The organism is Methylosinus sp. KRF6 (genome assembly GCF_018887255.1).
Classification (GTDB): Bacteria; Pseudomonadota; Alphaproteobacteria; order Rhizobiales; family Beijerinckiaceae; genus Methylosinus; species Methylosinus sporium.
This window is the reverse complement of the sequence record NZ_JAHLJF010000001.1, coordinates 227,393-247,917: the sequence shown is the minus strand read 5'-3', so window position 1 is coordinate 247,917 and position 20,525 is coordinate 227,393. Positions and strand designations below refer to the sequence as shown.

The following is a 20,525-nucleotide window of genomic DNA, read 5'->3' as shown; positions in this document are numbered from 1 at the left end:
GCGAGAGGTCGAAGCCCGCTCGAAGCGACATGAAACTCGATGTGACATAGATGGTGGGCGCGACAGGGATTGAACCTGTGACCCCTACGATGTCAACGTAGTGCTCTCCCGCTGAGCTACGCGCCCCCTGCGCCGACCGGTTTCGTTCGACGCGAGTGACGCCCGTATAGCGGCAGTCGGGCCGAGGCGCAAGCGCCCTGGAACGGTTTCCCCGCGCGCGGCCGAACATCGGCCCGACGCCTGAAAACTTTAAGAATTCGTTCCGCGGCCAGGGCTTTTGAACGAAATAATTCGCGCACCCGCGACGTCGCCGCCCCTTGCGGGCCATATAATTCCTGTCACACTGGCGTCGTCCTTCTGTCATCAACCAAAGGAGGCGCCGTATGTCGCTACAGACCCATCTCGTCGAGCTCGAACGCCGCCATCAGGCGCTCAAGAAAGAGATCGAGCAGGTGCAGCATCATCCCCGATACGACGATTCGAAGCTCCACGAATTGAAGCGAAAAAAGCTTCAGCTCAAGGACGAGATCAACAAGCTGCGGCAAGGCGCCAGCGTGCACTGACGGCCCGAACCCGAGGTCCAGCGTCGAGGCGGAGAGCTTTCTCCGCCTTTTTTTCGGCAGGTCCTCTCTCGCTCCGCCCGCGCCGCACGGGCGCCCGGCTTGCTTCGCGGGGCTCAGAGCCGCAGAATCTCCTGCCAAAGCGAGAGCCGAGACCCATGCCCCCTGCCCCGCGCTATCGCGCCGAAACGCTCCACGCCACGCTCGGCGACGGTTTCTTCGATCCCGTCGACGCCGCCCGCTTCCCCCGGCATATTTTGCGCTATCGCAATCAGCGCTGGGCGGCGCGCGTCGGCCTCGATACGCTGACCGAGGAGGAATGGATCGCCCATCTCGGCCGTTTCGAGCCGCTGCCCGGCGGTTTCCCCAAGCCGTTGGCGCTGCGCTACCACGGCCATCAATTCCGCGCCTACAATCCCGACATCGGCGACGGCCGCGGCTTTTTGTTCGCGCAATTGCGCGACATAGAGGACGGGCGCCTGCTCGATCTCGGCACGAAGGGGTCCGGCCGCACGCCCTGGTCGCGCCAGGGCGACGGCAAGCTCACGCTCAAGGGCGGCGTGCGCGAGATTCTCGCCACGGAAATGCTGGAGGCGCTCGGCGTCGACACCTCCAAGAGCTTCAGCCTGATCGAGACCGGCGAGCCGCTCTATCGCGGCGACGAGCCCTCGCCGACCCGCTCCAGCGTGCTGGTGCGGCTGTCCCATTCCCATATCCGCATCGGCACATTCCAGCGCCTCGCCCATATCGGCGACGAAGAGGCGCTCGGCCGGCTCGTCGCGCATTGCGTCGCCCATTATTTCCCCGAGCTCGCGGGCGAGCCGGCGGAAAGCCGCGCCGGCGCCTTTCTGGAGCGCGTGGCGGCGCGCGTGGCGCGGCTCGCCGCCCGCTATATGGCGGCGGGCTTCGTCCATGGCGTGCTCAATTCGGACAATATCAACATAACGGGCGAGAGCTTCGATTATGGGCCGTGGCGTTTCGCGCCGCGCTATGATCCGCAATTCACGGCGGCCTATTTCGACGACAGCGGGCTCTATTCTTTCGGCCGCCAGCCCGGCGCGCTCGGCTGGAACCTGACGCGGCTCGCCGAAACCATTCTGCAGCAGGTCGGGCTGCAGCGGGCGGAACAGATACTCGGCGGCTATCAGAACCATCTTCAGCGCGAGTTCCGACTCGCCCTGCTCGATCGCTTCGGCCTGCTGCCGGCGCGAGATCCCGAGCAGGACGCCGCCCTCGCAAAAGCTCTGCTGGAATTTCTCGGCAAGACGCAGGCGTCTTTCGAACAGACCTTCTTCGATTGGCGCGGCGGCATGGCGAGCCGCGAGCGCGCCGCCGCGAGCCCGCAGGCGGCGGCCTATGACGCGCCGGAATTCGCGAGCCTGCGCGAGGCGCTCGCCGCCCATGAGACGGCGCCGGGCGCCAATCTCGACCATCCCTATTTCCGTCGCGCCACGCCCTGCACTATGCTGATAGAAGAGGTCGAATCGATTTGGGCGCAGATCGTCGAGCGCGACGATTGGAGCGCGCTCGACGACAAGATCGCCCAGATCGCGTCGATGCGCGAAGCCTATGCGCCGGCGCCCGCCGGGGGATGACGTTCGGAAGATGAACCGCTCGATCTGCATCTGTCTGCTCTGCGCTCTCTCGAGCGCCGCCGCGGCCAAAAATCTGCTGATCGAGAAAATCCCGCCGAGCGGGGCCTGCTTCTTCAACCGCTTCGACGAAGCCTATCTGCGCGCGCATCCCGGCCAGACGATCGTCTCGGTGCGGCTCTCGCTTCGGCGCGAGTTCCCCGCCGCCGCCGAGAATGAGCGCGAGCTGCGCGTCGAATTCCGTCACAAAGGCCATGGCAAGCCCTTCTATGTCGTCGGCGGCTGCGCCTGGAGCGAGGAGGCCAATCGCGACGTCGGCGGCCACCGCCTCGCGCGATCGTTCCGCGAGGACGCCGCCGCCCGCTGCGTGGCGCACGGCGGCCTCGGCCGCGCGGCTGCGGAAGGCGGCGACTTCCCCATCGATCTCTCCGAGGACGGCGCTTCGCTCACGCTCTATCTGGACGAAAGCGTGAGCGGCTGGCGCGGCCCGGATCAGAACAAGAAAGCGATCCGTCTGGAGCTCACGCGCCACAATCGGGTCTTCGAGCTGGAGCGCGTCGACGCTTCGGCTTGCGTGGAGCTGGACAAAGCGGTCGCGGTCGACTGATCCTTCGGAATTTATGCGGAGCCGCCGCCGTATCGGGACTTGAAGATGAAGGCGATGCGAGGCGATAATCACATGTCACGACTCGCCGCGCCGCTCGGGCAGGCTCTCCTAATGATCGATGAACTCAACGAAACAGAACGCAGCTCGATCCGGGTCGAAGTAGAGCGTCTGAGGCTCGAGCACCGGGATCTCGAGGATGCGATCGACGCCCTTCTCACCGTCGGCGCCGTGGACCAGCTGCAAATTCAGCGGCTGAAAAAGCGAAAATTGCTGCTGCGCGACCGCATCGCTTTTCTGGAAGATCAGCTGACGCCCGACATCATCGCCTGAGACGGGCGAAAGCGACACGCTATTTCCACATTCTGAGGCCGACAGCGACGACGAGGGAAACGACCGCGACGATCGCGATGACCGCCACCAGCCTCACTGTCTCTTTGCTTTCCTGGGCGCTCCCCATACGGTCCTCCGCCGTGCTTTTTTCAATTTTGGCGAGCCTAGGCCTGTTCAAGAGAGATACAATATGCCGAAATGCGACGGAACAGCGCAGTGAGCATCGCCCTTCGAGCGCGCGACATCGCAGCCGGCGCCTCGATCATTCGATATTACACATTTGCGGCCCGCAACCAAAACATCCCGAGGCGCGCGATCGAAATTTGTCGGAATGCGGCGCCACGACCGGCGCGGTCGCGCCGCGAAAACCCGGCGCTTCGGCGCCATTGACACAGGCCGCGGAAGACGCTCCCCTCGCGGCCGCGGAGCGCGGGCGAAGCCGAAACGAAAACTGTCTCGATCCCGCCGCGCCCGCAGTCGAGACGGCGGAGGCGTCTGTCATGAGTCGAACCGGCTCGGGCCGCGAGATTTTTCTGGCGACGCATCGCATCATCGGCCTCTTCGCCGGCGCGATCTTCGTGCTCATCGGGCTCAGCGGCGCTCTGCTCGCCTTTCGCGAGGACATTGACGAGTGGCTGAACGCCCCGCTCATGCGCGTCGAATCGCCGACGCGACCCGCCATGCGTCCGCTCGACGAGATTTTCGCGGCGGCGACCGCCGCCATTCCGGCGGACGGACGGCCTGAACGCATCACGCTCCCGCGTCATTCGCGCGCGGCCGCGATCGTGAGCTACATGGTCGAAAGCGACGATCTCGACAGCTACTTCCACCAGCTGTTCGTCGATCCCTATACGGCCAAAGTCATCGGCAGCCGCTTATATTCGCATGGCGACGATGTGTTCTCGCAGCCTTTCGTCCAGATCGTCATGGCCTTTCACTGGACGCTGCTGCTCGGCGCGAACAACGCCTATCTCGTCGGCGCCGTCGGAATTCTTTTGTTCTTCTCCGTTCTCTTCGGACTTTATCTCTGGCGCCCGCGCAATGGCCGATGGCGGCAGGGCTTGACGATCAAATGGGGCGCGAGCTTCGAGCGGGTCGCCTATGACGCGCACAGATGCGTCGGGGCCTATTTCGCCATTCTTCTGCTCGCGACGCTCGCCACCGGAGTCGCGATGATTTTCAAGCCGGCGACGCATTCGCTGGCGACTCTCATCTCCCCCGTACGCCCCGAACCCGATTTTGGAAAATCGACGCCTATCCCCGGCCGAGCGCCGATCGGCATCGACGCGGCGGTCGCCAGCGCGGAGCAGATTTTTCCGACGGGTCGGCTGCATTGGATTTTGCTGCCGAGCGGCGAAGACGGCGTCTATGTCGTCGGCGAGCAATCGGCGGACGAGCCCAATCGGACCAAGACATTCCGCAATGTCGGCGTCGACCGCTACAGCGGACGCGTGCTGCAGACGCAGGACCGCGGCGAGTTCACCGCCGGCGAGACGCTGCTCGAATGGCTGTTCCCGCTGCATTGCGGCGAGGCCTTCGGCGCGCTCGGCCGCACGATGGTTCTGCTGACGGGGCTCGCGCCCCTGCTCCTCTACGTGACCGGCGTCCTGCGATGGCGCCACAAGCGCCGCGCGCGCCGCCGGACGATATGACGCGAAGACGTCACTGGCCGACCGAAATCGGCATTTCGATCATGTCCTCATCGCTCTTGCCGTCGCCGAAAGCGAGCTTCAGCATATATTTCCCCTTGTGATCGACAGAGGATTCCAAGGTCACGAAACCAGCCGGATGCGTCTTGGAGGGCAAGGCGGTCAAGAGCTCGAGCCCGCCTTTGGCGTCCGTCTTGTAGAAGGACAGCGCGACCGCCTGGCTCCGCACGTCTTTCTCCATCAGAGTGACGGAGAAGATCACCTTTCCGGTCCCCGGCACCCGATCGCAATATTCGTCGTATTTGCTGAGATCGTCGGTCCGCCCGCCGGCGCTCTTGTCCGAGTCGGCGAGGAAATAGGTGGTCAGCCGCGCCGAATAGAAATCACTCACCTTGAGGCAGTTCGCCATGGTGCGGTCGCCGGCCTTGACCGCCGGCCGATAGAGATGCGCGTCGAGAAAATCGTTCCAATACAGGCTGAAAGAAGGGCCCCAGAGAGAATAGGAGAAGGCGGCGACATTGCCGGCGGCGATCACCACGACGGCGAGGAACAAAATCAGATTCATCCGGCCGTTCGGGCTCATCGCGACGGCTTCCTTCCCTTTGCGGAGCGGCTTATGGTCGCGCGAAGACGGCCGCTCGCCGCCGGCCTTCGCGCCTTTCAGGGGCGCACCTCGAAATCCCAGGCGCCGCTGACGAGATGGCCGTCAGCGGACAGAGCGCGATAGCGAACCGTATATTTGCCGGGACCGAGCGGATTGACGCTCACCGAGACATGGGCGGGGTCGGCTCGGTCGATCGCCGCATCGCGCTTGTCGACGCGCTCGCCGGAGGCGCTGATCACCGCCAGAGCGGCGAAGGCGTCTCTTATGCCGGCGTCATACCAGACGTCGACCTTGCCGATGTTTCCGGCGGCGACGCCGTCCTGCGCCGGAGAGGTGCGCACGACGATCGCATGGGCGAGCAGAATGGGCCGCTCCGCTTTCTGCGCAGGGCCGGGAAGCGTCTCGAAATGCGGCAGGCGGCCTTTGGGGAGAGTCTCTGCGCCGCTCGCGCGCGCCCATGCGCTCGGCGCGACGTCGATCAAAAAACCGATCGCCAGAAGAATGCTGCGCGCCACCGACCAGCGGCTGGCGCCACCTCGGCGTCGCTCGCATCGGGGAGCTGCGGCGGGAAGGATCATGGTTTCCGTCTGTCGTACATCCATCGATGCTAAGCCGGTCGTCGAATACGAGCAAGGCGCACGCTCGACTTGTGATTGTGCGCCGCGGCGCCCGATCGGCTCCCCGACACGAGCCCGGATACGAGCCTGGACGCCGGCCTTGTCAAGATCGGCGTGATATGCACTATCGATATTTCGTGCATACGCCGCCATGTCGCGAGGCGTCAAGGGAGTCGAAGGAATGGCGCTTTCGCGCATCGCTCTGCTGCTCATCGTCGCCCTGTCGGTCGTCGGCGGCGCGGGAACGGCGAAGGCGCATACGGCCGATATCTCCAGCAGCCGCATCGTTCCCGAAGGAGACGGCCGCTATCGCGTCGATGTCGGCTTTCTCGGAGCCGACATAGAGCGCATGTTCGCCGAGAGCGGGCCGAGCCGGGCCGATGTCGATCTCACCGAGCCGGGCGTGATCGAGGCGATGATCGGCAAATTCATTCAAAGCCGCGTCGCGCTGCAGAACGAGGCCGGCGCCGCCTGCCCGAGCGAGATCGTCTCGGTGGGCGCGGACCCCGCCAATCCGCGCGACTCGAAAGTCGTGCTGCGCATGGATTGCAGCGCGGTTCCGGGCCAGATCCTCTACAACCCCTACAAGCTGCTCGAGGCGCAGGGATCGCGCGCGAAACATCTCGTCGGCGTCGGCGAGCGCAACGCCGACGAGCGCCTCACCGAGGCGCAGAGCCTCGGCGCGGAGCCGGCGCCGGGCGAGGTCATGATCTTCCCCGGCGACGCTCTGGTCGATCTCTCCAAGCCGCTACTGACGCCCTGGGAGCTCGCGCCGAAATTCTTCGCCGCCGGGATCGAGCACATTATGACCGGCTACGATCATTTGTGCTTCCTCATCGCGGTGATGCTGTGGGCGACGCGCGTCTGGCCGGTGGTGAAGCTGGTGACCGCCTTCACCGTCTCGCATTCGATCACGCTGTCGCTGGCGGCGCTCGGCCTCGTCGATCTGCCGAGCCGCTGGGTGGAGATCGCGATCGCGGCGTCGATCGTCTATGTCGCGATCGAGAATTTCTTCACCTGCAAGGTGGAAGGCCGCTGGCGCGACACTTTCGTCTTCGGCCTCATCCACGGCTTCGGTTTTGCGAGCGGGCTCATCGAAATCGGCGTGCCGCAGCGCGCCATCGCGCCGGCGCTGGCGAGCTTCAATCTCGGCGTCGAGGCCGGCCAGATCGGCGTCGTGCTCATCGCGCTGCCCCTGCTCTCGGCCTTCGACAGGCTGTTCACCCATGGAGTGCGCGATCCGCGCCTCGTGCGCCTCGGCTCGGGCGTCATCGCCTGTCTCGGCGCCTATTGGCTGTTCGAGCGAGTTTAGGGCGCTTTTCGGTCGCGCGGACTCGGCTCGTTCGCTTCCAAAGAGAGCATCCGCCACATCCAGAGCCGCGCGTTTTACAATTCGGTATATTACGTATATTATCCTCGACAATCGATTTTCCGCCGCGACGGGACGTCGCCGAATTGGCGTCGAAATCGCCGCAAATAGTATAAAGCGTCGAGTCGGCCATGCTTGAAGATTTTACACAATTTCACGACGCCGACCATAAGATAAAACTCGTCGACGAGGACGATCGGCGGAGCGAAGGGCGCGCATCCGGCAGGAAGCTCGGCTTCGACTTGCCGCTCGTGAGCATAATCATCACGAACTATAATTATGGACGCTTCTTGATCGAAGCGGTCGATTCGGCGCTCGCTCAGACCTATCCTCGCATCGAATGCATCATCGTCGACGACGCGTCGACCGATGAAAGCGAGGTCATTCTCGCGACGATTCGACGGCGAAATCCGCAAGTCGAGATCATTTCGCATAGAGCCAATCAGGGGCAGACGGCCGCTTTCGGCACCGGCTTCGCCGCCAGCTCCGGCGAATATGTCGTCTTTCTCGACGCCGACGACATCCTCCTCCCGACCTTCGTGGAAACGCATATCTTCGTGCATTTCTCACTACGGACGGCGGTCGGCTTCACCTCTTCCGATATGTTGCAATCCACCAAGGGCGGCGTGGTCAGAACGTCGTGGATCGCCTTTGGCGACTTCATCGCTTCGGGACGCGGCTTGCGAAAGGAGCGGCTGCGCCCCTTCGGCCTATCCTCCGGCCTCTGGCCGTTCGAAGAAGCGCCGCTGAACGATATCGAGTCGCGCATTCACTTCATCGACGCGCATGATTGGGAAAACTGGGTCTCCGCGCCGACCTCGGGCAATTGTTTCCGGCGCGACGCGCTGACATTGTTCCTCGGCGGCCGCACGTCCATGGATCTGCGGTTCCACGGCGACACTTATCTGAACAAGGGCGTGCGGCTCGTGAGCGGCGTCGCGCTCATCGACGCCCCCCTCACCATTTATCGAATTCACGGCGGCAATGGATATGCGGGCCATGCCGAGCTTTGCGGCGTCCACAGCGCCGATCCCATGAAGGCGTTCAGGGCCGAATATGCGGCGTGGCGCGCCGTCGTGGATCGGCTGATCGACGAAGTCGATGCGCTGGCCGTGCGCCTTGGCTCGGATCGCTATGTCAGCGCCCTGCTCTGCCTGCAAAAATCCTATGCGGCACACCCCGACTTTGAGCAATATGAGAGCCTCGCGCGCTATATAGAGACGCGATTGGCGGCGCGCGCGGAGGCGATGCGCCTATGTCTCGGTGCGGATGGATTCGAGGAATTGTCGAGACGCATAAGACGCGCCCGCAAAGGCCAGATCGCTTCGAAAAGACGCGCTCCCCGGCCCTGGACGCGCCCTATGGCCGAATTTTGCCTGACTTTCGGACGCCTGCTGAGTCTACCGGAGCTGGTAAAACTCGGCGATCAGCTCTGGCATTTCTAAAAATCGACCCGGCGCAACCCCCGATTTGGGACGCCCGCCGCCACGCCGAAATTCACCCGCCTACTCCGGCCGATTCGGACGGCAAAATCCGATGGCGGCTGTAATGCTCGATTTTCATTGGCGCGCCCAACGGGAATCGAACCCGTGTTTTCGCCGTGAAAGGGCGACGTCCTAGGCCTCTAGACGATGGGCGCGGGCTGCGCCGTCCAGCGGGCGGCGCGAAGCGGGCGCAGATATAGAGGGCTGCGCTCGGGCTGACAAGCGTCAAGACGGCCTTCTCACAAGCCGAGCGCGAGGCTTCGGCGGCGCCGACGTTGCACATCGCCAGCAAAGGCCCTAGAGGCGAGGCCATGCTCTCCATTGACGATCTCACTTACAGGCTCGGCGAGAGGCTGCTCTTCGACAAGGCCTCGGTCTTCGTGCCGCCGCGGACGCGCGCGGGCTTCGTCGGCCGCAACGGTGCCGGCAAGACCACGCTGTTCCGAATCATCTGCGGCGAGATCGCCGGCGAGACCGGAACCATCTCCCTGCCCGCCAGACTGAAGATCGGGCGCGTCGAGCAGGAGGCCCCGGGTGGGCCAACGGCGCTGGTCGATTTCGTGCTCGCCGCGGATGTGGAGCGCGCCGCTCTGCTGGAGCGCGCCGAGACCGAGACCGACCCGCATGAAATCGCCGAAATCCAGACGCGCCTCGTCGATATAAACGCCCATGCGGCGCCGGCGCGGGCGGCGGCGATTCTCTCCGGCCTCGGCTTCGACGCCGAGGCGCAGCGGCGCCCGCTCTCGGAGTTTTCGGGCGGCTGGCGCATGCGCGTCGCCCTCGCCGCGGTGCTGTTCTCGCAGCCGGAGCTGCTGCTGCTCGACGAGCCGACCAATTATCTCGACCTCGAGGGCACGCTCTGGCTCGTCGATTATCTCGCGCATTATCCGGCCAATGTCGTCGTCATCAGCCATGATCGCGATCTGCTGGACGCGGTGGCGACGCATATTCTGCATCTCGAGCGCGGCAAGCTGACGATCTACAAGGGCAATTACAGCTCCTTCGAGGCGCAGCGGCTCGAGGCGCGCGCGCTCGCCGCCAAGGCCGGCAAGAAGCAGGAGGAGCGCCGCCGCGAGCTGCAGGCCTTCGTCGACCGCTTCCGCGCCAAGGCGACCAAGGCGCGTCAGGCGCAGTCGCGCCTCAAAATGCTGGCGAAGCTGGGGCCGGTCACGGCGGTCGTCGACGACGAGGTGCTGCCGATCTATCTGCCGTCGCCGGAAAAGCCGCTGTCGCCTCCGATTATCGCATTCGAGAATGTGAGCGTCGGCTATGGCGAGCGCACCGTGCTGTCGCGCCTGTCGCTCAGCCTCTCCAATGACGATCGCATCGGATTGCTGGGCTCCAACGGAAACGGCAAATCGACCTTCGCCAAGCTGCTGGCAGGGCGGCTCGAGCCCAAGAGCGGCAATATGGTTCGCGCCGCCAAGCTGGAGGCGGGATTTTTCGCGCAGCATCAGGTCGACGATCTCAACGAGAAGGACTCGCCCTACTCCGTCTTCGCCGCGCTGATGCCCGGCGCGCCCGAGGCGCGCATTCGCGCGCGGGCGGCGCAGACCGGCTTTTCCGGCGCGCGGGCGGACACCAAGGTTGAGCGCCTCTCCGGCGGCGAGAAGGCGCGGCTGCTGCTCGGCGTCGCCTCATTCTACGGGCCGCATCTGCTCATTCTCGACGAGCCGACCAACCATCTCGACATCGACAGCCGCGCCGCGCTGGTCGAGGCGATCAACGCCCATGAGGGCGCGATCGTGCTGGTCTCGCATGATCGCTATTTGCTGGAGGCCTGCGCCGATCGCCTATGGCTCGTCGAAGGCGGCACGGTGAAGGCCTTCGACGGCGATGTCGACGAATATGCGCGATACGTTCTGGCGCGCGCCAATGGCGACGCCCGCGAGCAGCGCAAGGAGGAGGAGCCGCGCGAAAAGCCGCGCCGGGTCGATGGCAAGCGTGACGCCGGCCAGATGCGCCGCAAGCTGGCGGCGACGGAAGAGCGCATGAAAAAGCTCGCAGAGCTATTGGCGCGCGTCGACGCCGCGCTGGCCGATCCGAGCGCGTTTTCACGCAATCCGCAGGAGGCCAATCGCCTCGCCCAGCAGCGGGCCGATCTCGCCTCGGCGCTGGCCGAGGCGGAGGATCAGTGGCTCTCGCTCTCGGACGAAGGCTAGAGCGCCCGCGTCAGGCCGATTTGCGCAGGACCAGTTCGGCGAACTCCGGGTGGCGCGCGATATAATCGGCCACGAAGGAGCATTCGGGAACGACCTTCAGCCCGCGCGCCCGCGCCCATTGCAGCGCGCCGCGGATCAGCTCCGAGGCGGAGCCTTTGCCGCGCAGCGCCGGCGGCGTCTCCGTATGGGTGAAGACGATGGCGCCGGGCGCCATGCGGTAATAGGCGACGGCCGTTCCGTCTTCGAGATCGAGCTCGAAACGATCGAGCTCGACATTGTCGTGGACAGCGCCGTGCGCCTTATGAGCGCTGCTCTTCGCCTGGGCGATCGAACCCATTTCTCGTCTCCTCGATTGCCCACCGCCGATGTCGAGGTGGTGAATGCAGTGCAGCAAATTAAGGGCCAGACGTTAATTTTTCTGGCCTCGGCAGACTCGGCTCTAGGCCAGCTGTCGGTTTTCCGTCCATGCCGGCGACGACCGCGCCTTCGCCTTCGATTCGCCTCTCTCACATGGGAAACGCCCATTTCTGTGGCGCGCTTGAAAGGCTCGAGCGGATGGGCACAATGCCGAAATGAGCGAATCTACTTTGTCCTCCGTGGTCGAGACCCAGCCGCCGCCGCGCTTGCGCGCCTTCGCGCCCTTCGAATGGATGGTCGCCTTCCGCTATGTGCGGGCGCGGCGCGCCAATGGCTTCGTCTCGGTGATCGCCGGCTTCTCCTTTCTCGGCATCATGCTGGGCGTGGCGACGCTCATCGTCGTCATGTCGGTGATGAACGGCTTTCATCACGAGCTGATGGACAAGATCGTCGGCATAGACGGCCACGCCTTCGTGCAGGCGGCCGAGCGGCCGCTGACCGATTGGGCCGAGGTCACGGCGCGGATGCAGCGCCTGCCCGGCGTGAAGCTCGTCGCGCCCATGGTGGAGGGCGCGGCCGGCGTCTCCTCCCCTTATGGGCAGTCGGGCGCGCTGGTGCGCGGCATACGCGAGCAGGACATTCTGCGCCTGCCGGGCCTCGCCGGCAATGTGAAGGACGGGACCTTCCAGGGCTTCGACAGCGCCGGCGGCGTCGCCATCGGCCAGCGCCTCGCCGAGTCGCTCGGCGTGCGCGTTGGCGACAATATCAGCATTCTCATCGCCAAGGGCGCCTCCACCCCCTTCGGCGTCGCGCCGCGCATAAAAGCCTATCCGGTGACGGCGATCTTCCAGATCGGCATGTCGGAATATGACCGCGTGTTCGTCTACATGCCCTTCGCCGAATCGCAATTGTTCTTCAACCATGAAAATGAAGCGACGGTGATCGAGGTCTTTCTCGACGCGCCGGACGCCGTAGACAAGTTCCGCGCCGACATAGACGCCAATATCGATCGGCCGATGATGCTCACCGACTGGCGGCAGCGCAACAAGACCTTCTTCGACACGCTGCAGGTCGAGAGCAATGTGATGTTCATCATATTGACGCTGATCGTGCTGGTGGCGGCGCTCAACATCATCTCCGGCCTCACCATGCTGGTGAAGGACAAATCCTCCGACATCGCCATTTTGCGCACAATGGGCGCGACGCGCGGCGCGGTGCTGCGCATCTTCCTCATCATCGGCGCGTCCATCGGCGTCGTCGGCGACATCGCCGGCTTTCTGCTGGGACTGACGCTCGCCAAAAATCTCGACACGATCCGGCTGCTGCTCAACAAGCTGATGCACGCCAATCTGTTTCCAGCGGAGCTCTATTTTCTGTCGCGCCTGCCCTCGATCGTCGAGCCGCGCGAGGTGGCGCTCGTCGTCATCATGACGCTCGTGCTCGCCATTCTCGCCTCCATCTATCCTGCCTGGAAAGCGGCGAGCCTCGATCCGATCGACGCCCTACGCCACGAGTGAGACCCATGACAGTTCTCGAGCTTTCCGGCGTCGCCCGCCATTATCGCGAAGGCGACGGGCGTCTGGACATTCTCATCGGCGCCGATCTCACGCTCGCGGCCGGCGAGACGGTGGCGCTGATCGCGCCTTCAGGCGCCGGCAAATCCACTCTGCTGCATATCGCCGGCCTGCTGGAGCGCGCCGACGATGGCGAGGTGCTCATCACCGGGCTGGCGACCTCCGACATGAGCGATAATGAGCGCACCAGCCTGCGCCGCTCGACGATCGGCTTCGTCTATCAGTTCCACCATCTTCTGCCGGAATTCACCGCGCTCGAGAATGTCGCGCTGCCGCAGGCGATCAACGGGCTGGATCGTCGCGAAGCGGAGCGGCGCGCCACGGAATTGCTCGATTATCTACGGCTCGGAGCCCGGGCGAAGCACTCGCCCTCGCAGCTGTCGGGCGGCGAGCAGCAGCGCGTCGCCATCGCCCGCGCGGTCGCCAATGCGCCCCAATTGCTGCTCGCAGACGAGCCGACCGGCAATCTCGATCCGCGCACCGCGGAGCATGTCTTCGCGACATTGATGACGCTGGCGCGCAACACCGGCCTCGCCGCGCTGGTGGCGACGCATAACCTCGATCTCGCCGATCAGATGGATCGCCGGATCACGCTCAGCGACGGCCGTTTGGTGGAACTCGCCTGAAGCGTTCCGGCCGGGCGCTCGCCCGACCGGAGCTTTCGCGCCGATCGAAGTCAGGCGGACTTCTTTTTCTTGTCGATGAAGCTGCTCTTGTACCAGAGCCCGAAGCCGACGAGGCCGAGCGCGGCGAAGAACACAGCGATAATGATGTTCTTGTCCTCGGTCGTGCCGACCGCGAAGGGGAAGCGCGAGACATATTCACGCCCGTCGTCGGCCTTGGCTTTCACCAGGCCGATGAAATTGCCCTTCTGAGTGAAATTGTATTCGAAATTCAGCGTGCCCGTGCGGTATTTCTTCGGCGGCACGTAGACTTCCGTGTTCTGCTCCAAATTCTCGTTGTCGTCGCTCTGGCCGACATTGCGAAGAATGCGGATTTCCAGCTCCATGTCGCGCAGCTCGTCCTGCACGGCGTCCAGCACGATGATGGTCGGGCCGACATCGGGAATGTCGTCGCAAAACACCTCGCGTGACTTCAGCGGCTGATAGCCGGTGAAGTTCATCGTATCGGGGCCGATCTTCATGATGCATTGGCCGGTGTCGGAGCTCACGCCGCCATGCGCATGGGCCTCGCCGACCAGTCCGGCCGTCGCCAGGGCAAGAGCGACCAGAAGTCGAAGATTCATCTTTTCTCTCCCTCTCCTTCGTTTTCGCCGCTTCTGCGAGCGGCTGCAGCACTCTCGCCGAGAGTGGCGTCGATGACCGCGCTGCGACTCGGCCCGGGCGGCCGAATGTCGCTCCCGGCTTTTAGCACACACTGTCATCGAGATAGGGACGAAGTTTTCGTCTGCGAACCCGAGCGCGGGAAAATGCCGCGGCCACGCCGTGACAGCCGACGCCGATGAGGCGTCCGGCTTCGCCCTTTTTCGTCGCCGTTCGCGCGTAATCCGCTCTTTCGGGCGGGACTTCCAACGGTCGAGCACCCGTCTAGCGGCAAAAAGTCGCAGCCTGCTCAGTCGGCGCGAATCCTTGGAGTACGTACGTAAATTTCGGACCGAAGCGTTAACCATAACCGAAGACGCAGCCGAAATTTCTTTAAAAATTTAAGTAATCCGGTAAGAATTATGAAACCTTTCGAGATAGGAGACGAAACATGAATGCGGTTGTTTCGAAGAACGACATCACCTCCGCTGTCGCTGCCGAGACTTATGTTTCACCTTCCGACTTTTCGGATCCGCTGGATTTCATCCGCCAGCGCTCGTCGCTGGAAATCCATCGCATGGATGAGCTCGATACGATCCTCGTGAGCAAACTCGCTTGCGGTTTCGATCGCGACAGCATCGACGGGCTGGCCTTGTTGCTCCAGAGAATTTCGGAGGGCCATCTGCCGGGCCTGAAATATCTGGTTTTCGACTTTGCGCATTGCGACGACGCTCGCGCTGTCGCGGCGGACGGCTTCGACGAGCTGGCGTCGGCGACGGCGCGCCTCATCCTCGACGCTCCGGTGATCTCGATCGCATGGGCGAGGACCTATCTGAACGGAGCGGATCTCGACTTCGCCCTCTCCTGCTCGATGCTGGTGGCCGATCGCTACGCGCGCTTCTGCTTCGAGGCCGATCTCGCCTCGGCGGTCGGCGTCTATGGCGCGCTGGCGCAGAAGCTCGGCTTCGTGAAAGCGGAGCGGCTCATGGAAAATGGCGAGATACTGACCGCCGAGCAGATGCAGGAGCTCTGCCTCGTCAAGCACATCGTCGAAAATGGCGAGGGCCTCATGGGAGCGGAGAGCTATGTGCGGCAATGCGGGCGCCGCTACAATTCCTCCTACAGCATGTTTCGCGCGCAGCGCATCAGCGCGCCGCCGGTGCGTCGGCAGACGACGACGGCGGCGAGCCGGCGCGTCTGAGACGACGACGAGACAAACGGCAGGCGCCCGCATTTCGCGGGCGCCTACGGCCTAACCTCTGTCAGGCGACGACCTTCAATTTGCCGCCGCGCGAGACGCCGGCGAAGAGCAGAGCCAGCTCCGCCTGCGGCTTCGCCATGCTGAACAAAAACCCCTGCATCAGATGGACGTTCTTCGCGAGAAGGAGCGCCCTCTGCTCATTCGTCTCGACTCCCTCCGCCACGAGGTCGATCCCGAGCTCGGCGGTCAGCAGCGAGACCGCGCCGATGATCGCCTGCGTCTTGCTCGAAGCGCTCAGATCCGAGACGAAGCTGCGGTCGAGCTTCACCTTGTCGACCGGAAAACGATTTAGATAGCCGAGGCTGCTGAAACCCGTTCCAAAATCGTCGAGCGACAAGCGGACGCCGAGCGCGCGCAGACCCGCGATCTTGTCGGCGGCGTCCTCCGTATCCTGCATGAGCGTGGATTCGGTGATTTCGATCTCGAGCCGGCTCGGCTCCAATCCAGCGACGTCGAGCGCGTTGCGGACCTTGTCGATCAAATCGGGCTGCTGAAACTGCCGCGACGAGAAATTCACCGCGACGCGCGCCTCGGACGGCCACAGATGCGCGTCCCGACAGGCCCGGCGCAGCACCCATTCGCCGAGCTCGACGATCATGCCGGTCTCCTCGGCGATCGGAATGAAGGCGGAGGGCGACACATAACCCAATTGCGGATGGCGCCAGCGCGTCAGGGCCTCGCAGGTGGACACCGATTGATCGCGGGCGTCGAAGATCGGCTGATAATGAACCTCGAGCGCCTCGGTCCGCAGCGCCTCGCGCAATTCGCGCTCGATGCGCCGCTTGCTAACCAGCGCATCCTCCATCGCCGTATCGAACCAGAGCGCCTGCCGTCGTCCGGCCGCCTTGGAATTATACATTGCGAGATCGCCGCATTTCAAAAGGCCCTCGGCCGTGCTCGCGTCCCGCGGCGCGACGCAGAGGCCGACGCTCGCGCCGATCACGATCGTATGTCCTTCGACGACATAGGGGCGGCCGATCGCCTCTATGGCGCGGCGCGCCAACGCGTCCGCAGGCGGCGTCTCTATGGTGGGATGCATGAGAATGCAGAATTCGTCGCCGCCGAAGCGCGCCACCATATCGACGGACCGAACGCATTCGCGCAGACGTTCGGCGACCGCGCACAAGAGCCGATCGCCGATCGTGTGGCCGAGCGTGTCATTGACCTCCTTGAACTGATCGAGGTCGATGCACAAGAGCGCGAGGCTCAATCCGCGTTTGCGAATGTGCCGAAGATCCCGCTCCAGCCGCTGCTGAAACTGAAAGCGATTGGCCAATCCGGTCAGCGTGTCGAAATGGGCGATCCGCTCGATCTCGCGCGCGGCGCGTCTTTGCTCGGTCACATCCTCGACCACTGTGACGAAAGCCCCATTGTCGGCCGGCTCGCAGCGGAAATCGAAGATTCGCGCGCCGATCTCGCGCGAGAAAACGTCGGTGCGCGAAAGCGACGTGCGCGACGTCCATTGCTCCAGGAAAATTCGCGCATCCTCGTGCGACATTTTCGTGCTGTCGCCGATCATGTCGGTCAGCGTGGCGAGGTCCTTCGGCATATTCTGCGGGTCGAGGCCGAAGAAATCATACATGCGCCGATTGACGACAGTGAGCGACTTGTCCGCGCGGCCCATGCACAGACCATGCGTCATGCTGTTCAAGGCGGATTTGAAGCGGCGCCGCTGCGTATCGGCGTCGCGTCCGTTGCGCAGAGCCGATTCGAGATTCCCGTGAAGGAATTTCGTCGTCGAGCGCAGCGAGACCATGACGAGGACGAAGATAGAGGCGAGCCCCCAATAACGCAGATCGTCGTGCATGAGGGCCGCAACCGTCAGCGGCGTGCAGAGACCGATCATCTGCGCATAGACGATCCTCGGACTGCCGGCGTTGCGTCCAGCCAGCATTCCGACGCCGCTCATCATGATCACTATGCCGTAATAGCCGCCGATCTCGTCATGGTGCTCCGAAAATAGAATCGCGACGCTGACGCCGACGGCGGTCATGAAGCCGACGCCGCCGATCCCGTAACGGATCTCCCAGAGCTGCGCGTCGCGACGGCGGATATCGCGCGGCGTCATCGTGTGGGAATAAAGGACGTAGAGCCGATATGCGGCAAAACACATCATGACGATCGTCAGAACGACATAGACCTCGCGCCCGGTCATCAGCCAGGCGCTCACCGGCGCGATCAGTCCCCCGACCAGGCCGGCCGCGAATGAGCCGGGCGTTCCGAAAAGCGTGTCCACGAGGTCGCGATAAATCTCCTCGCGCGCTTCGCAAGCCTCTGTGTCGTTCGCATTTACGTTCGACGCCCGCATGAAACCGTCTTTCGAGTTGAGCGCCGCGGACGGACTCCGAACGGCGGCGCGCAATTATGCCGATTTCGTCTTCTGGCCAGAGAGGCGCCCCTGGGCGGCGACCAATCTCTCCATATGACGCAAATCCGGCTCTCCGATCGAAAACGAGCAATCCACCCACAAGTCGACGACGCGCAAAAGCTCTTCGCGCGTGATCGGAAAACACGAACGACGCAGATCGGCGAGCGCCCGGCGCCGCAGCCAACGCTCCTCGCCGCCCTCGCACATCCAAGCGAGCGTGGTCTCCCGCAGGCCCCCGTCCGGCGCCAGCACGTCGACGACGCCGAGCTCGTGCATTTTTACCGCAGTGTGAGCGGCGCCGGTCGCGATGATCTGTTCGCCCAGCGCCACCCCCAGCCGACGCTTCAAGAAGCTCACGGCCCCCATGCCGGGAAAAGTATTGAAGGCGACCTCCGGAACGCCGAGCTTGGCGCTCTCCTCGGCGATCAGGAAGTCGGTCGCCATCGCGCCCTCGAATCCGCCTCCGAAGCATTGGCCGCGGACGGCGGCGAGGGTCACGAGCGGCAGTCCGAGCGCGGAGGTCAGCCCATACATCACGTCGATGCAGACATAGGCGTAGGTCCGCAGACTATCCCTGTCGCGCTTGCGGACAGCGGCCGCAAAGGTGGCGAGATCGCCGCCCAGGCTGAAAACCGCCGGCTTGTTCGAGCTCATCACGAAATAGCGGATCGGCCACTGCGCGCCGCAGGGCGAATTAACGAGCTCCTTCAGCGATTCGCGCAGAGCGACGGCTTCCAGAAGCATCTTCAGCGTATAGCAATGCGGAGCGGTTTCTTTATAGCTCATCCAAACGGATCGGCTCTCGACCTCGTAGCCGATGTCGAGAGTCTCGAACTCCCAATCTGGGAACTCGCGCGGATTTCGGCGTTCATGCTCGAAGGCTGCCGTCATGGCCTTTTCCGGGATTGATTTCGCAAGTCGACGTCTATCGCGCCCCGCCGGGAGCTCATCCTTTTCGACCAGCCCGATCTCACTGCCATTATATGCTATTAATCGAGACGGGTTATCGTAGAGTTACCCCGATCATCGCGAAAGTCCTCGATCTGCTCGCTTTTCGGAGCGCGACGACATTATTCCGCGATATTGCATGGGGCCGCGGCGACGCGCAACCGACAAGGCTCGCGCTCACTTGACCTCGAACCAAGCGGCGAGCCCGGCCGCCTCATGCTCGAGAATATCGTCGTGGACCGCCCATTTGCCGGGACTGTCGGCGACGAAGGCGACATGCTTGGTCTTGCCCGGCGGCACGACGACGCCATTGCGCCAATAAGGCTCCCATCCATCGTCGAGGTCATGCAGAAGGCGCACGCAATGGCCGTGCACATGCATGACGACCGGGACCGCGGCGCGATTGACGAAGCCGAGCGTCACCGGGCTCCCGCGCTTCACCTGGAACAAGGGCGGCCCGCCATAGGCCTTGCTCGCCGCGCCATTGATGCGCCAGCCGGACCCCGGCGACGCCGGCGGCTCAATCAGCAGATCGACCTTCTTGGCCGCTTGCAGCTTGATCTCCGTGGGCAGCAGCGGATTTTGCGGCGCCGCCGCTATTGGCGGGCGAGCCGGCGCCGCGGCGCCGCGCGTGGTGAAGATCGCGAGATCGCGATCGGCCTCGTCGACCCCACGCAGGACGAGCTTGGCGGCGGCGTTCTCGGCCCGCGGCAGATCGAACATCAGCTCGAAGCGCGCGCCCGGCGCGGCGGGGATCGTGCGCCGCACCGGCTCGAAAGCGTCGCAGGGCTGGCTGTCCACGGCGACGACGAATGGCTGAATATTCTCGAAGCCGACGAACATGATTCGCGCATTGGCGAGATTGGCCAAGCGCAGGCGGATGCGCGCGCCGGGCGAAAAATCGCGGCGCGCCGGCGCCGGAGCGCCGTCTACGGCGACCAGTGTTCCGATGCGCCCGGCCGCGGCGGCCGCGCCGAAATCGCCCTCGATCACGCCATTTTTGTCGAGCCGCCAATCGTCGAGCGCGAGCAGCAGATCGGCGTCGGATTCGAGCGGCTTCAGCGACGACTTGGGCTCATCGACCACGAGAAGCCCCTTCAATCCGCGGCCGCAGAGTTCAGGCGTCGCGCCGAAAACCGAGGGGCGGTAGCAAAAGAGCCCGGCGTCGAGCGCCCGCCGGCGATAGTCGAATCGCGCGCCGGGCGCGACCTCGGCCTGTGTCAGCGGCGCGACGCCGTCCATGGCGTTGTCGCCGCGCATCCCGTGCCAATGAATGGAGAGCGGCGCGTCGAGGCGGTTGACGAGGCCGACCGCGAGCTCCTCTCCCTGCGAAAGGCGCAGCACAGGGCCGGGCGTCTTCCCCTCGAAACCCCATATCTCCGTCGCATGGGCGTGGTCCGGCAGCAGGCGCGCCGTCCCCTTGCGCGCCTCCAGCGTCGTGAGCCCGGCCATCTTGGTCCCGGCGACGGGCGGCTCGGCGCGGGCGTCGAGCGAGACGAGGGTCGCGGCGACCGAGCCCAAAAATGCGCGGCGTGAACAATTGAACGGCATGGGGGCTCCGATTCTCGCCGCCGCATATGGCCAGACCGGCGCGCGGCTTTCAACCGAGAGCGGTTAGCATCCATCCGATGACATTTTCTTTAGCGCCGGCGGCGCGTCGTGCTATAGAGCCCCCCGCCCGAGCCGGCGCGTGGCGGCGTTCGCGCGTCGACGCCGACGTTTCGAAGCTGGCGTTCGATTGTCGCCGCGACGTTTCGACGCCGTTTGGCTCGTGGCTTCGG

At 64.2% G+C, this 20,525-nt stretch carries 18 protein-coding genes and 2 tRNA genes; 11 read left to right on the top strand and 9 right to left on the bottom strand.

Translation table 11 applies throughout. The features are described from left to right. Positions 1–51 precede the first annotated feature (51 nt). Positions 52–126 (bottom strand) — tRNA-Val (locus tag KP010_RS01210). Between the two features lie 257 nt (positions 127–383). Between KP010_RS01210 and KP010_RS01205 the strand changes: the two genes are divergently transcribed. The 5 genes from KP010_RS01205 to KP010_RS01185 all read left to right on the top strand — a co-directional run bounded on the left by KP010_RS01205 (position 384) and on the right by KP010_RS01185 (position 4,741). After that, positions 384–563, top strand: a complete 180-nt coding sequence (locus KP010_RS01205; RefSeq protein WP_142863319.1) for a YdcH family protein — start codon at positions 384–386, stop codon at positions 561–563. 155 nt (positions 564–718) lie between these two features. Further along, the gene (locus KP010_RS01200; protein ID WP_142863320.1) at positions 719–2,155 is read left to right on the top strand and encodes a protein adenylyltransferase SelO family protein; all 1,437 of its coding nucleotides are present in this window, start codon (positions 719–721) and stop codon (positions 2,153–2,155) included. 10 nt (positions 2,156–2,165) lie between these two features. Further along, on the top strand, positions 2,166–2,759 hold the full coding sequence (locus tag KP010_RS01195) for a hypothetical protein (protein WP_142863321.1): 594 nt from the start codon (positions 2,166–2,168) through the stop codon (positions 2,757–2,759). Between the two features lie 111 nt (positions 2,760–2,870). After that, positions 2,871–3,089, top strand: coding sequence for a YdcH family protein (locus KP010_RS01190; RefSeq protein WP_108918206.1), 219 nt, complete (start codon positions 2,871–2,873; stop codon positions 3,087–3,089). Positions 3,090–3,589: 500 nt separating this feature from the next. Further along, positions 3,590–4,741 (top strand): PepSY domain-containing protein, encoded by a 1,152-nt coding sequence (locus KP010_RS01185; protein WP_108918207.1) that lies wholly within the window; start codon positions 3,590–3,592, stop codon positions 4,739–4,741. A gap of 10 nt (positions 4,742–4,751) precedes the next feature. Here the strand turns inward: KP010_RS01185 and KP010_RS01180 are convergent, their stop codons facing one another. Both KP010_RS01180 and KP010_RS01175 read right to left on the bottom strand, forming a co-directional pair. After that, the gene (locus tag KP010_RS01180; protein ID WP_166141610.1) at positions 4,752–5,321 is read right to left on the bottom strand and encodes a hypothetical protein; all 570 of its coding nucleotides are present in this window, start codon (positions 5,319–5,321) and stop codon (positions 4,752–4,754) included. A 77-nt stretch (positions 5,322–5,398) separates the two neighbouring features. Next, on the bottom strand, positions 5,399–5,920 hold the full coding sequence (locus KP010_RS01175; protein ID WP_246659883.1) for a copper resistance CopC family protein: 522 nt from the start codon (positions 5,918–5,920) through the stop codon (positions 5,399–5,401). Between the two features lie 220 nt (positions 5,921–6,140). On the opposite strand from KP010_RS01175, the gene KP010_RS01170 reads away from it, so the two are divergent. Then, complete coding sequence (locus tag KP010_RS01170; protein WP_108918209.1) at positions 6,141–7,271, top strand: HupE/UreJ family protein; 1,131 nt, start codon at positions 6,141–6,143, stop codon at positions 7,269–7,271. Between the two features lie 188 nt (positions 7,272–7,459). Then, on the top strand, positions 7,460–8,773 hold the full coding sequence (locus tag KP010_RS01165; protein ID WP_216280289.1) for a glycosyltransferase family 2 protein: 1,314 nt from the start codon (positions 7,460–7,462) through the stop codon (positions 8,771–8,773). Between the two features lie 118 nt (positions 8,774–8,891). Here the strand turns inward: KP010_RS01165 and KP010_RS01160 are convergent. After that, positions 8,892–8,967: transfer RNA gene (locus tag KP010_RS01160), tRNA-Glu, on the bottom strand. Between the two features lie 156 nt (positions 8,968–9,123). On the opposite strand from KP010_RS01160, the gene KP010_RS01155 reads away from it, so the two are divergent. Beyond that, positions 9,124–10,974 carry an ABC-F family ATP-binding cassette domain-containing protein gene (locus tag KP010_RS01155; RefSeq protein ID WP_142862566.1) on the top strand — a complete coding sequence of 617 codons (1,851 nt, stop codon included), beginning with the start codon at positions 9,124–9,126 and terminating at the stop codon, positions 10,972–10,974. Between the two features lie 10 nt (positions 10,975–10,984). On the opposite strand, the gene KP010_RS01150 is transcribed toward KP010_RS01155, so the two are convergent. Beyond that, positions 10,985–11,311, bottom strand: coding sequence for a GNAT family N-acetyltransferase (locus KP010_RS01150; protein WP_142862565.1), 327 nt, complete (start codon positions 11,309–11,311; stop codon positions 10,985–10,987). Positions 11,312–11,546: 235 nt separating this feature from the next. Here KP010_RS01150 and KP010_RS01145 point away from each other — a divergent pair, with 235 nt between their 5' ends. Then, complete coding sequence (locus tag KP010_RS01145; RefSeq protein WP_185966466.1) at positions 11,547–12,848, top strand: lipoprotein-releasing ABC transporter permease subunit; 1,302 nt, start codon at positions 11,547–11,549, stop codon at positions 12,846–12,848. Between the two features lie 5 nt (positions 12,849–12,853). After that, on the top strand, positions 12,854–13,531 hold the full coding sequence (locus KP010_RS01140; protein WP_142862564.1) for an ABC transporter ATP-binding protein: 678 nt from the start codon (positions 12,854–12,856) through the stop codon (positions 13,529–13,531). 50 nt (positions 13,532–13,581) lie between these two features. Here the strand turns inward: KP010_RS01140 and KP010_RS01135 are convergent, their stop codons facing one another. Beyond that, positions 13,582–14,151 (bottom strand): hypothetical protein, encoded by a 570-nt coding sequence (locus KP010_RS01135; protein ID WP_142862563.1) that lies wholly within the window; start codon positions 14,149–14,151, stop codon positions 13,582–13,584. A 467-nt stretch (positions 14,152–14,618) separates the two neighbouring features. On the opposite strand from KP010_RS01135, the gene KP010_RS01130 reads away from it, so the two are divergent. Next, positions 14,619–15,368 carry an enoyl-CoA hydratase gene (locus KP010_RS01130; protein ID WP_142862562.1) on the top strand — a complete coding sequence of 250 codons (750 nt, stop codon included), beginning with the start codon at positions 14,619–14,621 and terminating at the stop codon, positions 15,366–15,368. Between the two features lie 61 nt (positions 15,369–15,429). Here the strand turns inward: KP010_RS01130 and KP010_RS01125 are convergent, their stop codons facing one another. The 3 genes from KP010_RS01125 to KP010_RS01115 all read right to left on the bottom strand — a co-directional run bounded on the left by KP010_RS01125 (position 15,430) and on the right by KP010_RS01115 (position 20,295). Beyond that, a complete protein-coding gene (locus KP010_RS01125) occupies positions 15,430–17,736 on the bottom strand; it encodes a bifunctional diguanylate cyclase/phosphodiesterase (protein WP_142862561.1) in 2,307 nt (768 codons plus the stop codon). A 54-nt stretch (positions 17,737–17,790) separates the two neighbouring features. After that, on the bottom strand, positions 17,791–18,687 hold the full coding sequence (locus tag KP010_RS01120; protein ID WP_142862560.1) for a crotonase/enoyl-CoA hydratase family protein: 897 nt from the start codon (positions 18,685–18,687) through the stop codon (positions 17,791–17,793). A 234-nt stretch (positions 18,688–18,921) separates the two neighbouring features. Next, on the bottom strand, positions 18,922–20,295 hold the full coding sequence (locus KP010_RS01115; RefSeq protein WP_142862559.1) for a multicopper oxidase family protein: 1,374 nt from the start codon (positions 20,293–20,295) through the stop codon (positions 18,922–18,924). Positions 20,296–20,525 lie beyond the last annotated feature (230 nt).

Excerpts from the sequence above, each read along its gene's own strand:
- KP010_RS01205 (WP_142863319.1), top strand. The coding sequence starts at position 384 with ATGTCGCTACAGACCCATCTCGTCGAGCTCGAACGCCGCCATCAGGCG.
- KP010_RS01200 (WP_142863320.1), top strand. The coding sequence starts at position 719 with ATGCCCCCTGCCCCGCGCTATCGCGCCGAAACGCTCCACGCCACGCTC.
- KP010_RS01195 (WP_142863321.1), top strand. The coding sequence starts at position 2,166 with ATGAACCGCTCGATCTGCATCTGTCTGCTCTGCGCTCTCTCGAGCGCC.
- KP010_RS01190 (WP_108918206.1), top strand. The coding sequence starts at position 2,871 with ATGATCGATGAACTCAACGAAACAGAACGCAGCTCGATCCGGGTCGAA.
- KP010_RS01185 (WP_108918207.1), top strand. The coding sequence starts at position 3,590 with ATGAGTCGAACCGGCTCGGGCCGCGAGATTTTTCTGGCGACGCATCGC.
- KP010_RS01180 (WP_166141610.1), bottom strand. The coding sequence starts at position 5,321 with ATGAGCCCGAACGGCCGGATGAATCTGATTTTGTTCCTCGCCGTCGTG.
- KP010_RS01175 (WP_246659883.1), bottom strand. The coding sequence starts at position 5,920 with ATGATCCTTCCCGCCGCAGCTCCCCGATGCGAGCGACGCCGAGGTGGC.
- KP010_RS01170 (WP_108918209.1), top strand. The coding sequence starts at position 6,141 with ATGGCGCTTTCGCGCATCGCTCTGCTGCTCATCGTCGCCCTGTCGGTC.
- KP010_RS01165 (WP_216280289.1), top strand. The coding sequence starts at position 7,460 with ATGCTTGAAGATTTTACACAATTTCACGACGCCGACCATAAGATAAAA.
- KP010_RS01155 (WP_142862566.1), top strand. The coding sequence starts at position 9,124 with ATGCTCTCCATTGACGATCTCACTTACAGGCTCGGCGAGAGGCTGCTC.
- KP010_RS01150 (WP_142862565.1), bottom strand. The coding sequence starts at position 11,311 with ATGGGTTCGATCGCCCAGGCGAAGAGCAGCGCTCATAAGGCGCACGGC.
- KP010_RS01145 (WP_185966466.1), top strand. The coding sequence starts at position 11,547 with ATGAGCGAATCTACTTTGTCCTCCGTGGTCGAGACCCAGCCGCCGCCG.
- KP010_RS01140 (WP_142862564.1), top strand. The coding sequence starts at position 12,854 with ATGACAGTTCTCGAGCTTTCCGGCGTCGCCCGCCATTATCGCGAAGGC.
- KP010_RS01135 (WP_142862563.1), bottom strand. The coding sequence starts at position 14,151 with ATGAATCTTCGACTTCTGGTCGCTCTTGCCCTGGCGACGGCCGGACTG.
- KP010_RS01130 (WP_142862562.1), top strand. The coding sequence starts at position 14,619 with ATGAATGCGGTTGTTTCGAAGAACGACATCACCTCCGCTGTCGCTGCC.
- KP010_RS01125 (WP_142862561.1), bottom strand. The coding sequence starts at position 17,736 with ATGCGGGCGTCGAACGTAAATGCGAACGACACAGAGGCTTGCGAAGCG.
- KP010_RS01120 (WP_142862560.1), bottom strand. The coding sequence starts at position 18,687 with ATGACGGCAGCCTTCGAGCATGAACGCCGAAATCCGCGCGAGTTCCCA.
- KP010_RS01115 (WP_142862559.1), bottom strand. The coding sequence starts at position 20,295 with ATGCCGTTCAATTGTTCACGCCGCGCATTTTTGGGCTCGGTCGCCGCG.